We start from the raw sequence: 12,509 nt of genomic DNA, 5'->3' as shown, positions 1-12,509 counted from the left end.
GCAGCATCCCCCCTTCTTTTATAAGAAAGAAGGGAATGGCGTATCATTGTCGACCGAAAAAACATCTTTGAAGCCACGATAGAAATTAAATTCAAGATCATCTTTATTCGTTGGGTAGGTGAATTTGCCGCCAACTTGCCAAATATACGGTTTAAACTCATAGTTCAAACGATCTTTTTTAAACTTCCAAATCTCGGTGATCTCTTTTGGATCAGCCATAAAATTGGACCAGATATCATAATGTACGGGAATCACCACTTTGGCATTGAGGGATTCGGCCATCCGCAACATATCGACTGATGTAACTTTGTCGGTGATGCCCCGCGGGTTTTCGCCATATGCACCTAAGCAAACATCGATCTTGTACTGATTCCCATGTTTAGCAAATACATTCGAATAATGAGAATCTCCTGCATGATAAATCGCCCCACCGGAAGTCTCAAACAAGTAATTGACTGCGATACGATCCATGTCCTGTGGCATTTTTCCTTTCAAGCTGGTATCCGGATCTTCACAAGTAATCAGAGCGGTTCGATCGAATGCTTCTAAAGCGACGATTTTCACCTGCCCAATGGTCACTTCATCCCCCGGTTTGACCACGATGGTTTTTTCTTCTGGTATTCCCCATTTCAACCAAGTTGCAACGACTTCATGGGGACCGACGAATTTTGCTTCTGGACAATTTTGATGGACTGCGGCTGCGGTATTGATGTCTAAATGATCGGAATGGATGTGGGTCACCACTAACGCATCCACTCCTTTGATTGCAAATGGATCGATCACAAAGGGCTGAGTCCGTAGGTTAGGCTGCATTTCTTGTACACCACTCATTCGCATCATTTGATGGCCTTTTTTCATTTGCCCATTCCCATGACTACGCTTGCCAGTGCCACACCAAAGGTCGCATAAAATATTGGTTCCTTCCGCACTCTTCAGCCAAATACCCGTACAGCCTAGCCACCACATGGAAACTGTGCCTTCTTTCACAAGCTCATTTTCAATCTCTTCGTTCAAATAGGTCCCCCATTCTGGAAACGTATTTAAAAGCCAACTCTCTTTCGAAACATCATTTACATGTGCCATTCTTATTCCTCCCTTGCTTATTTACACTTTGATTCTAACATATAGAAAAACGCTTTCAATCTAGTTTTATGTTAATTTAGCTTATTATATGTTAATTAACCCATAAATAAATGTGATTATTTAATATATATGGTAATGTATAGGGGATATGTTAAAATGAGTTCGAAAGAAGAAACAACAAACACATCGTTGCTTCTCAACAAGTGGTGTGGGATCATCACTTGAACTTGCGAGAAGGAGGCGAGAAGGTTTTTGCTATGCAAAGGCAATCGCAATCTGGATAAACGATGAAAGACAAGAATAGAATAAAGCGCATGTAAGGAGGAAGTATCGTGAAACGTTCCAATGAAGAAGTGAGGCAAAGGAGAAAACAATTGATCGATCTGATAAAAACATCTGGTTTTTCTGATGTGAAGACCCTCAGTCATCAGTTGGGAGTATCAGAGATGACGATCCGCAGAGACTGTACCGTACTGAGTGAGATGGGTCAGATCAAACAAACCCACGGAAAAATCGAATACTGTGAAGCTTATGAAGATGAAGCGCATCCCACCGACTCGATCGAGTACATCAAAGATCGACTGGCCAAAGAAGCGGCTCGCCAAGTAAAAGATGGCGATACCCTTTTCGTCAATACGAGTACTAGCGCCGCTCAAACGTTGCGCCATCTCACAGACAAACGAATCAGTTTGTTGACGAACAATACAAGTGTGATCCAAATGGAACACCATCCAAAATCAACGATCGTTTTAAGTGGCGGCGAAATACGCTATCCTAAAGCGGCCTTGTCAGGGGATATCGCCGTGGAGTCGTTTTCTCATGTTCGTTCTGATGTTACGATCATTGGTTGTAGTGGGTTAGATTTACAGACCGGCATTTCCACTTCAGTGATCCACGAAGCCAAAGTCAATGCGAAAATCATCGAAAATTCTGGCAAGTTGATCGTTATCGCGGATTATCGCAAAATCGGTAAGCAATCCAATTTTACGATTGGCGCAATTGCGGCTATCGATCTGCTGATTACCGACCATTATTCTGATCCCAAAGTCATCGACTTGATTGAGCAACAAGGTGTTCAAGTCATCCAAGTCCCCGTCTAACAATCTTTGTCGCTAAAAAAAGCCCGACAGTTGATCTGAAAAGCCACGCCTTGCTGCCTCTTCCAACAGAAACAGCAAAGCGTGCCCTTCGATCAACCGTCGTGGCTTTTTTCGTTAAACAATCGTACGCTTCAAACGTGCTTTATGAGATGTGCCTCGTGTGAATCAGAGCCGCAGCAACCAAATCAACGCAACAGCACCCACGGTTTGGACGGCTCCAACGGAAAGACCATAGAATAAAAAGCGCGGTCCTTCTTTTAAAAACTTGCGGAAATCCAGGCGCAAACCGATGGCTGCCAACGCCGTTGTTTCAAACCACGTACTGATAAAATGAGCCCCCTCATTCAACCAGCTAGGCAGCGGCAAGAAGCTGTTCAAGATACAGATGGTCAAGAAGCCCAACACATACCAAGGGATTGGCAGCCGTAGCTTACCTTTGCCTTTGGTTTTGGTGGGGGTCTTTGTCGTCATTCGTTCAAAAACAATGACGACGACTGCCAACATGATGATGCGCGCGATTTTAAAGAGCATCGCGTATTTGACGGTGTCGGCATCAATCAAACTAGCCCCCGCCACGACTTGCCCGACGGATTGCAGTGTGCCGCCAAGTAAGGCGCTTTTTTGCAATAGATCATCGCCGTATAAGGCCAAGCCTAAAAACGGCAGCGTCAGCATCATCACCGTTCCTAAAAGATTGACCAAGGTGATGATCTGCCCTTTTTCTTCATCATCGGCATCAATGGCTGGTGCGATCGCCGCAATCGCAGAGGACCCACAGACAGCATTGCCGCCTGCCATCATCAGGCTCATCTTTTGATTAAAGCCCATTTTTTTCCCTATCAAATAAGCAGCGGTAATGACCAAGCTCATCATCAGCAAAATAAAGAGAAAGCCCCGAAGACCCATTTCACTGATAGTCTGGAAAGTGACGGTAAAGCCCAGCAAAACCACCGAATATTCTAGGAGACGACTTTCCGCAACCTTCGTCCCGACTTGATAGCGTTCTTGCTTGAACAGTGTATTTCCTAAAATGATTCCTAATAAAATAGCAAGGGTTGCTCCCCCTAATTTTGGCACAGCCAAAGCCATGATTCGGGCGATGACGGCTACCGAAAAGGACAGGAACAAACCGGGAAGTATCAAAGCTGTTTGTCGTTGCTTCATTGCTTTCATCCTTTCATATAACATCCATTATACACAGATTGACCGATCAGTAGGATTTATTGGTATAATAGTTATGATTGAATTTTCTAATGGAAGGGATTGCAATGTTAAAATTATTGGAGACTTTTAAGATGGTCTATGAAACGAAAAATTTTTCGAAAGCTGCCGAATTGCTATTTATTTCGCAGCCCACGGTTTCTGCTCAAATCAAGCAGTTGGAACAAGACCTGGATACACCGCTCTTTTTACGCAATGGTCGCAAAAACGTGATCGCCACACCCCAAGCAGAGTACCTTTACGAAAAGGCACTGAATTTATTGGATGAGTGGTCGACGATCACCAGCGAGATCCATACCAACACGCAGCACCAAAGCCACTGTGCCCTAGGCATCTCTCATACCTATGCGATGGCCTTGATGCCTAACTTGATGATTGCTTTATACAACGCCTTTCCCACGGTGCGTTTTCGGGTATCGATGATGAACTCCGCTGAAGTCTTAACAGCGCTTGAACAACATCAACTGGATTTAGGGATCATTGAAAAACCCTTATCCGCACCGAGTATTTTGCGTTTTCCGATTTTGAAAGATCAGCTCGTCTTAGCTGGCGATCCCCAAACCGGTCCTTGGCTCGTCCGAGAAGCGAGTTCTGGTGTCTACTATTACACTAAGCGCTATCTGGAGGAACAGAACATTCAAGGACCGATCATCGAGATCGCCAGCAATGAATTGATTGTCGCTTTGCTGAAACAAGGCTTCGGCTGTTCGATCCTTTCCAAGCGAGCCGCCCACGGCATTGGCTATCAACTGCTGGATAAAAACTTTGAGCGCCAATTTTACTTAATCCAGCGCAAAGTAGTCACAGAACCAGCCATCGAGGGATTGCGGACCTTCATTCAGGAGTGGTCGCAAAACGATCCCTCACAGGTGGCAAGCGTATAATAACAAACTGATTTTTTGGGGGAACCACCGCCTCGTGGGATTTCTTAACCTTTTCTTACGATTACGCTTCCTCGCTGCTGATCTGGTCCGATTGATTGTTTCTTAAGAAATTTGTGCTAAAATGAGGAGTACTGGCTATGGGCTCTAACGTTCCCCTTTTTGAGGGAAACTTAGACCGCCCTTTGACTACTTATGCAGTTCGTGAAGCAAACCAGTAAGAAAGGATCTTGAAATGAACGAACAAATCAAGAACAAATTAGCGCTGCTTCCTGATCAACCTGGTTGTTATTTAATGAAAGATAAAAATAACAAAATCATCTATGTTGGGAAAGCCAAAATTTTAAAAAATCGTGTCCGTTCGTATTTTACCGGCAGCCACGATACGAAAACCGAACGGCTCGTTCAAGAAATCAATGATTTTGAGTACGTCGTTACCGAATCAAATACGGAAGCTTTATTGCTGGAAATCAATTTGATTCAAAAAAACAAACCAAAATACAATATCATGTTAAAGGACGACAAGTCGTATCCTTTTATTAAAGTGACCAAAGAGCGCTATCCGCGTTTGATCATCACTCGTAAAGTTTTAAAAGACGGGGCTTTATATTTTGGCCCTTATCCTGATGCACGAGCAGCCAATGAAACCAAACGGGTGCTAGATCGCCTCTTTCCTTTACGAAAATGCGGTCCTTCTCAAAAGCGGCCTTGTCTTTATTATCATTTGGGTCAATGCGTCTGTCCTTATGTCAATAATGTAGACCCCAAGGATTATCAAAAGATCGTGGATCAAGTCAAACACTTTTTCCACGGCGGTCACGTCGATATTTTGAAAGATCTGAAAGAGAAGATGGGCGAAGCCATTGAAACATTAGAGTTTGAGCGAGCGGCTGAGCTGCGGGATCAGATCCAAGCGATCGATACCGTCATGACGCGACAAAAAATGACCCTGACCGACCTGATGGACCGTGATGTCTTTGGCTACAGTGTCGACAAAGGCTGGATGTGTGTCCAAGTATTCTTTATCCGTCAAGGAAAGCTGATCGAACGAGAAGTCTCTTTGTTTCCTTTCTACAATGAAGCGGATGAAGATTTCTTGACCTTCGTCGGCCAGTTTTACCAAAAGAATGAACACTTCATTCCCAAAGAAGTCTTTGTTCCGCAAAATGTCGATGCTGCCCCATTAGAAGCGCTGTTGGAAACCAAAGTCCTGCAGCCCCAACGAGGCGACAAAAAGAAATTGGTCGATTTGGCCAATAAAAATGCCCGCATTGCCTTGGCCCAAAAATTTGCGTTGATCGAGCGTACTGAAGAACGGACGATCGGTGCTGTGGATCGTCTAGGCGATGCCATGGGGATCCCGACACCTTATCGGATTGAAGCCTTCGATAACTCCCACATCATGGGAACCGATCCGGTTTCTGCAATGGTGGTTTTTGTCGACGGGAAGCCGTTTAAAGATGATTATCGGAAATATAAGATTCGTACCGCACAAGGCGGCGATGATTATGGCTCTATGCAAGAAGTCATCTACCGCCGATACTCTCGTGTTCTAAAAGAAAACCTGCCTTTTCCTGATCTGATCATCATCGATGGCGGGAAAGCCCAAGTCGGTGCTGCCCAAGAAGTGCTGCATAACCAGCTAGGTTTAGATATTCCGGTTGCAGGTTTAGTGAAGAACAACAAACACAAAACCAGCGAGTTGATTTTCGGGGAATTTTTAGATCCGATCCAACTGGAACGCAATTCTGTGGAATTCTTTTTGCTGCAACGGATCCAAGATGAGGTCCATCGTTTTGCGATCACCTTCCATCGCCAACTGCGCAGTAAAAACAGCTTTTCTTCCAAGCTAGATGAAATTCCTGGCTTAGGACCAAAACGCAAGCAACAGCTCATGAAAACCTTCAAGTCGTTAAAAAACATCCAAGCAGCTTCCGTGGAAGAGATCCAGCAAGCTGGTATTCCCAAAGCCGTTGCGGAAACTATCTTAGCCAAACTAGGCGATCAAAACCAACCCACTTCTTAAGTCAAAACAAAAACGCTCCATAGCCAACAGTAGCTATGAAGCGTTTTTTCGTTGAAGAACCATTTTGTAAGCCGTTACTTTTTGCGGTGCTGTAACAGATCAGGCTTCATGTCTAACATGGAATAGCCACGAACATCATACCGATTGCGGCTGCAGGAATAGTCCACTGGACGTCCCGATTCTAAATAGATGATCTGTTCTAATTCCAATACTGGATCATCTGCTTGGCACGCTAAATAGGTTTGATCGTATTCATCACTTTTGGCAGCCTGAAAAGTCCGATAAGCACCAGCAAATTTGTAGCCTAAATCTTGCAACAGATAGTCATAGACGGATTCTTCCAAGATCTCTTTCGTCAAACCGCTGACCAGATCCAACGGCATATAGGAATGCTCGAGTATGTATGGATTGCCTTCTAAGATCCGCAAACGGATCACATGGTAGATTGGTTGTTCGGCAGTGATCTGAAGCATCTCTTGAATTCTTGTTGTAGGAAAACAGACTTCAAAGGTGATGACTTGGCTAGTCAACGTCCGTTTTTCTTGTTTCATCTGATAGCTCAGGCCTTTGTATTCTGTCACCGATGAGGTATCTTTGCCCCAAAAGGAATGATTCAAAACTTTGGTCCCTAAGCCGCGCTTTGTCAGCAGCAAGCCTTCCATAATCAGGATATTCACCGCATTTTTAATCGTCATTCGGCTGACGCCAAACTCTTCCACTAACTCTGTTTGATAAGGTAAAAGACTGTCTTTCGGATAAGTTCCGTCCTTGATTCTTTTACGCAGAACATCTGCGATCTCCATATATTTGGGCATTTTGCCACCTCCAAAACGTGTGTTGTATTGATTGAAAAACGAGAAAAGAACCGGCCAAACGAAAAGAGTGTCATCACACCACTGCACCTTCCAATGAAGCAGTGTGATAAGGGGTATTGCACTCTGATCGCGGCCGGATAAGGTCTATTACGTTTGGCGCTTGTTTCTAATCGACTCGATCAGACATTACGCATTTTTTAAACGGCGTGTTTCTTGAATTTGCGCCATTTTCACGAACGGCAAGTAAATAACGATCGACAAGATCAAGTTAACAGCTGCCAAGATTCCGCCAGCAATACTTTGTGTCGACAAAATACCGCCGATGATTGGTGGCGTCGTCCATGGTGCGATGACGGTACTTGCAGGAACTAAGCCAGTTGCAGTTGCAAAATAAGCAGTCGTGACTAAAACAAGTGGTGTCAACACATATGGGATGAACAAGATTGGGTTCAAGACAACGGGTAACCCAAACATCACTGGTTCATTGATCATGAACACACCTGGTGCAACGGATAGTTTTGCGACAGTCATATACGCTTTATGATGACGAGCAACTAAAAAGATCGCAATCAGAAGACCTAGTGTCGCGCCTGTTCCGCCGATGTTCACGAAAGAATCAAAGAATGGTTTGTTGACGATATAAGGCAAATCTGTTCCTGCTTCTAATGCTCGTGCGTTTGCTTCGATCGCTGGCACATTGATCGTTTGCATGAACGGGTCGATGATGTTGGCACCATGCAAACCAAAGAACCATAAGAATGCAGAGATAAAACCTAATAGCAAAGCAGCTGGGTAAGAGTTTGCCAAGCCCATGAATGGTTGTTGCACCAATTCATAGAAGGACAATACGATACTTGTCACACCAAATGCTTGGAAAATTGCTGTAAACAAAGCAAAGATCGATACGGTGATCATTGCTGGGAATAACGCAGCAAATGAACGTGAGACTGCTGGTGGTACGCCATCAGGCATGTTGATGACTAAGCGTGGGTTGCCAGCTAGACGACGGAAGATCTCAGTAGAAATGATCGATACGATTAATGCTAAAAATAATCCTTGAGAACCAAGTCCGGCAGCTGTTAACAAACCATCTGGGCCTGTCGCCATTGCACCTAATGCGAAGAAACTTGCAACTGAGATCGCCCCAGCACCTAATGCGTCTTGATTGTAGCTTTTAGCTAAATTATACGCGACTGTGAAAGCGATTAACAGACCAAGTATTGAAAAAGTACCTGCTGACAAGTTGTTCCCAAAGGCTTGCCATGTCCCTTCACCAAAAATGCCATTCATAAAATCAATATAGGCAGGAATTGGTAAGTTGTTGATCAATACCCCAAAAGAGCCTAAGATCATCAACGGCATCGTTACGATAAATCCGTCACGAATGGCCACTAGATGTCTTTGAGAGCCTATTTTAGAAGCGATCGGAATAAAGTGCTTCTCCATAAATCCAATAAATTTATCCATTGTTTTTTCTCCTTTCAAACCCTAAACAAAATAATGAAACCGATTTCTACTAAAGAATACCACGAGAACGTTTCCATGTCTAGTCTTTTCTTTATCAAAACTGCGCTTTTGTTTAACCCAGCTTATCATTTGCAAAAACAGGTGGTTTTTTAATAGAGAATTCCCTTCGGAACAAGACAGAAAAATCCGCGATTTTACACAAAAAAAGCAATGCTGGCCCCTACAGCATTGCTTTTTTCATTGTTATTAAAAGCCGTTATTATCTGAAACTTCTTTAAACCAACGACCTGATTTTTTCACTGTTCGTTTAGCATCATTTGCTAAGTCAACGGAGATAAATCCGTAACGGTTCTTGTAAGCATTGGTCCATGACCAGTTGTCCATGCAGGTCCACATATGGTAGCCAACACAATTGGTTCCTTCTTGGATCGCTTGGTGGACATACTTCAAGTGGTCAGAGACAAACTCGATGCGGTAATCATCTTCGATCACGCCATTAGCATTGACGAAACGTTCTTCTCCTTCGACACCCATGCCATTTTCAGAAATGTAGCACTTGATATTGCCATAGTTTTCTCGCGTGTTTGTCAAAATATCATAGATCCCTTTTTCATAGATTTCCCATCCACGATACGGGTTCATTTTCTTGTTCGGCATATCATAGTTATCAAAGTAATCATCTGGCATTGGACTTTTCGCTTGATCGATCGGTGATTCTTTCTTCATGATACGACGAGGTTGGTAATAATTGATCCCCAACAAGTCGATCGTATTTTCGCGAATTGTTTGTAAATCATCAGCTTCCATCGCTGGTACCATATCTAATTCCTTGACGATGGTCACTAATTCTTCTGGGAACGTGCCTTTGACCGCAGGGTCTAAGAAAGAGCGATTAAAGAAGGCATCTGCGATTTGCGCTGCTTTGACATCCTCTGGATCGTTCTCATCTCTTGGATAGCTTGGCGTCAAGTTCAAGATGATGCCGATCTCCCCACCAAGGTTCATCTCATGGTAGACTTTGATGGCTTTAGCACTCGCCAACGTTTCGTGGAACCCAACTTGGACTGCATGTTTCATGTTGATCTCATTCGGATAATGGAATTGGTAAAGATAGCCGCCTTCAACAGGGACGATCGGTTCATTATGAGTGAACCATTTCTTGACACGATCACCAAATAACGTAAAGCAGGTTTGCGCAAACGCGACATAGGCATCCACGGTCTCTCGGTTCAACCAGCCGCCTTTTTCTTGCAGCGCCATTGGCATATCGAAGTGGTATAAATTCATGAAAGGTTCGATCCCGTTGGCGATCAACTCATCAATGTAGGCATTGTAAAAATCAACGGCTTTTTGATTGACTTCTCCTTTGCCCTGCGGGAAAAGACGACTCCATTGGATCGACGTCCGAAACGTCGTATGGCCGGTTTCTTTCATGAGTTGAATATCTTCTTGATAGCGTGTGTAGACTTGCGAGGTTTTTTCAGGACCTACCCTATTGAAAAATTTCTCTGGTTCTTGCTGATACCAGTAATCCCAGATGCTTGCCCCTTTGCCATCACCTTCAAATACACCTTCTGTTTGTGGGCCACTAGCGGCTGACCCCCACCAAAAGCCTGCTGGAAATTGATAATCCATCTTCATTCACTCCTCATTTTTTCTTTGCTGCCCTAATCATAAAGGAAGCAGTTACAAAAATCAATCTTTTTTAAAATAAATGTATAGACATTTAAAATAAAACATGATACATTATCAATGTAATCGATTGCAAAAAGAAATTTAAGGAGTGAACTAATAATGAATGGTTTTATGGATAAGTTATCTGAAAAGATTTTGCCCTTGGCGAATGCCTTAGGACAAAATCGCTACCTGACCGTCTTGCGGGACGCGTTTATGCTTTCGTTCCCAATCACTATGTTTGGATCGATCGTGGTCGTTTTAAACAACCTGCCCTTCTTCAGTGATGCCACTAAAGGAACATTAGGAACGCTGTTTGGCAATGGGCAAAATGCAACAATGAGTATCATGACTGTTTTCGTTACTTTCGGTATCGGCTATTATTTATCAAAATCATATGATGTGGAAGGGATTTTTGGCGGCGCCGTTTCTTTTGCCAGCTTTTTGATCTTAACTCCTTTCTTTATGACTACTGAATCTGGCGAAACGATCTCCGGCGTGCTGTCTCTTGATCGTCTTGGCGCAAAAGGGATGTTTATCGGGATGATCGCAGCATTTTTGGCAGCTGAAATCTATTGCCGCATCACAAAACGCGGCTGGCAGATCAAAATGCCTGATGGGGTACCACCAGCAGTTTCTAAATCTTTTGCCGCTTTGATTCCAGCAATTATCACCTTAACGGTATTCTTAGTGATCAATGCCATCATGACGGGTGTCTTCAATGCCAACTTGCATGACCTGGTTTATGAATTGATCCAAAAACCATTGACTGGACTAGGCAGCAGCTTGCCAGCAACTCTATTGGCTTTGTTCTTTGTTCAATTCCTTTGGTTCTTCGGTCTACATGGTCAAATCATCGTCAACTCTGTGATGGACCCGATTTGGAATACATTGATGTTAGACAACTTAGAAGCGTATCAAAATGGGGATGCACTGCCGCATATCGTCACAAAACCATTTATGGAAACCTTTACTGTTGGATTAGGCGGTTCTGGTATGACGTTAGCCGTTGTTATCTTGATGGCTTTCGTATTGAAGAAAAAACAATACCGCGATGTGGGTCGCTTGGCTTTAGCACCAGGGATCTTTAACGTCAACGAACCAGCAATCTTCGGTATGCCGATCGTCTTGAATGCGACAATCCTGATTCCTTGGGTCGTGGCACCTCTTGTGGTAACGACCTTCAACTACTTAGTGATGGCGGCTGGACTTGTTCCTGCACCAACTGGTGTTTCTGTTCCTTGGACCGTTCCAGTGGTCTTCAGTGGTGTCTTAGCAACCAACTCTTGGTTAGGTGGTTTGCTGCAAGTCATTGACGTGGTGATCGTCGGCTTAATCTGGTATCCATTCTTACGTGTTTTAGATCGCCAAGCAGAACCATCGATCGATTAAGCGCAACGGCTGGCTGAATTTTTTCAGTCAGCCGTTCTTTTTATAAAAAAACCAAGGTTTGATTGTCGAAACCGCTTTTTTCAGCTATACTTCTTGCGAGGTGATCAGATGCCAAAATACCAAGAAATTGCCAATATTTTACGCACACGTATCAAAAACAAAACGTATCCGCCTGACAGCTTACTGCCGAATCAAACTGATTTAGTCGAAGAATTCGGAGTCAGCCGGATGACCGTCAAAAAAGCCATCGGTATTTTAGCCATGGAAGGACTGGTTTATTCTCAGCGGGGCGCTGGAACAAAAATATTGAACCACCCATTCTTAAAAAAAGACACCACTGCTTTAACGGTCTATGAAGGCTTGTCAACAGAAATGGGCAAAGCTGGCCGCAAGCTAGTCAGTCAGGTCATCGATTTTCAAGTCGAATTTCCTGACCAAACGATCCAAGAAAAGTTGATGTTGACGGAAGAACAGCCGATCTATAGTATTGTCCGCTTGCGGATTCTTGAAGACCAGCCGTTTATTTTAGAATATACCTATATGCCGGTCCATTTGGTGCCCAATTTAACTCGTGGCCATTTAGAAAGTTCTATCTATCGTTATGTCAAAGAGGAACTAGGGGTCCAGTTTGCTGGGGCCTACCGCACCATCGCCGCTGATAAAAGTACCGCGTACGATCAACAGTATTTGGACTGTAAAGCCGATGATCCGGTCTTAGAGATTGAACAGATCGTCTATCAGAAAAATGGCTCACCCATCGAATTTTCCCGTAGTCGCAACCGTTATGACGTGCGGGCCTACTCTTATTTAGATGTCCAGCACTAAAAAGACCTATCCACGGTTTTCTTCC

10 protein-coding genes are annotated in these 12,509 nt (G+C 43.8%); 5 read left to right on the top strand and 5 right to left on the bottom strand.

The features are described 5' to 3' along the window. Nucleotides 1–18 precede the first annotated feature (18 nt). On the bottom strand, nucleotides 19–1,083 hold the full coding sequence (gene ulaG / locus ACIPK1_RS08660; protein ID WP_005232716.1) for an L-ascorbate 6-phosphate lactonase: 1,065 nt from the start codon (nucleotides 1,081–1,083) through the stop codon (nucleotides 19–21). Nucleotides 1,084–1,415: 332 nt separating this feature from the next. On the opposite strand from ulaG, the gene ACIPK1_RS08655 reads away from it, so the two are divergent. After that, nucleotides 1,416–2,183: a DeoR/GlpR family DNA-binding transcription regulator gene (locus ACIPK1_RS08655; protein ID WP_005232717.1), complete on the top strand. Its 768-nt coding sequence runs from the start codon at nucleotides 1,416–1,418 to the stop codon at nucleotides 2,181–2,183. A gap of 165 nt (nucleotides 2,184–2,348) precedes the next feature. Here ACIPK1_RS08655 and ACIPK1_RS08650 read toward each other — a convergent pair whose 3' ends face one another. Continuing rightward, the gene (locus tag ACIPK1_RS08650) at nucleotides 2,349–3,371 is read right to left on the bottom strand and encodes a YeiH family protein (protein WP_016619553.1); all 1,023 of its coding nucleotides are present in this window, start codon (nucleotides 3,369–3,371) and stop codon (nucleotides 2,349–2,351) included. A gap of 65 nt (nucleotides 3,372–3,436) precedes the next feature. Between ACIPK1_RS08650 and ACIPK1_RS08645 the strand changes: the two genes are divergently transcribed. After that, nucleotides 3,437–4,288, top strand: coding sequence for a LysR family transcriptional regulator (locus tag ACIPK1_RS08645; protein ID WP_016619552.1), 852 nt, complete (start codon nucleotides 3,437–3,439; stop codon nucleotides 4,286–4,288). A 232-nt stretch (nucleotides 4,289–4,520) separates the two neighbouring features. Then, nucleotides 4,521–6,311 (top strand): excinuclease ABC subunit UvrC, encoded by a 1,791-nt coding sequence (uvrC, locus tag ACIPK1_RS08640; RefSeq protein WP_005232721.1) that lies wholly within the window; start codon nucleotides 4,521–4,523, stop codon nucleotides 6,309–6,311. Between the two features lie 74 nt (nucleotides 6,312–6,385). Here uvrC and ACIPK1_RS08635 read toward each other — a convergent pair whose 3' ends face one another. The 3 genes from ACIPK1_RS08635 to ACIPK1_RS08625 all read right to left on the bottom strand — a co-directional run bounded on the left by ACIPK1_RS08635 (nucleotide 6,386) and on the right by ACIPK1_RS08625 (nucleotide 10,228). Next, nucleotides 6,386–7,126, bottom strand: coding sequence for a GntR family transcriptional regulator (locus tag ACIPK1_RS08635; RefSeq protein WP_008376546.1), 741 nt, complete (start codon nucleotides 7,124–7,126; stop codon nucleotides 6,386–6,388). A gap of 186 nt (nucleotides 7,127–7,312) precedes the next feature. Beyond that, on the bottom strand, nucleotides 7,313–8,593 hold the full coding sequence (locus tag ACIPK1_RS08630; protein WP_005232725.1) for a PTS sugar transporter subunit IIC: 1,281 nt from the start codon (nucleotides 8,591–8,593) through the stop codon (nucleotides 7,313–7,315). Nucleotides 8,594–8,839: 246 nt separating this feature from the next. After that, nucleotides 8,840–10,228, bottom strand: coding sequence for a glycoside hydrolase family 1 protein (locus ACIPK1_RS08625; protein WP_008376549.1), 1,389 nt, complete (start codon nucleotides 10,226–10,228; stop codon nucleotides 8,840–8,842). Nucleotides 10,229–10,387: 159 nt separating this feature from the next. Here ACIPK1_RS08625 and celB point away from each other — a divergent pair, with 159 nt between their 5' ends. Beyond that, nucleotides 10,388–11,659, top strand: a complete 1,272-nt coding sequence (gene celB / locus ACIPK1_RS08620) for a PTS cellobiose transporter subunit IIC (RefSeq protein ID WP_005226670.1) — start codon at nucleotides 10,388–10,390, stop codon at nucleotides 11,657–11,659. A gap of 108 nt (nucleotides 11,660–11,767) precedes the next feature. After that, on the top strand, nucleotides 11,768–12,484 hold the full coding sequence (locus ACIPK1_RS08615; RefSeq protein ID WP_005226669.1) for a GntR family transcriptional regulator: 717 nt from the start codon (nucleotides 11,768–11,770) through the stop codon (nucleotides 12,482–12,484). Nucleotides 12,485–12,509 lie beyond the last annotated feature (25 nt).

Origin of the sequence: Enterococcus sp. NPDC086594 (assembly GCF_044746145.1) — a bacterium.
GTDB lineage: Bacteria > Bacillota > Bacilli > Lactobacillales > Enterococcaceae > Enterococcus_D > Enterococcus_D entomosocium.
The sequence above is the reverse complement of the archived record's forward strand: the minus strand, read 5'-3'. Positions and strand labels throughout refer to the sequence as shown.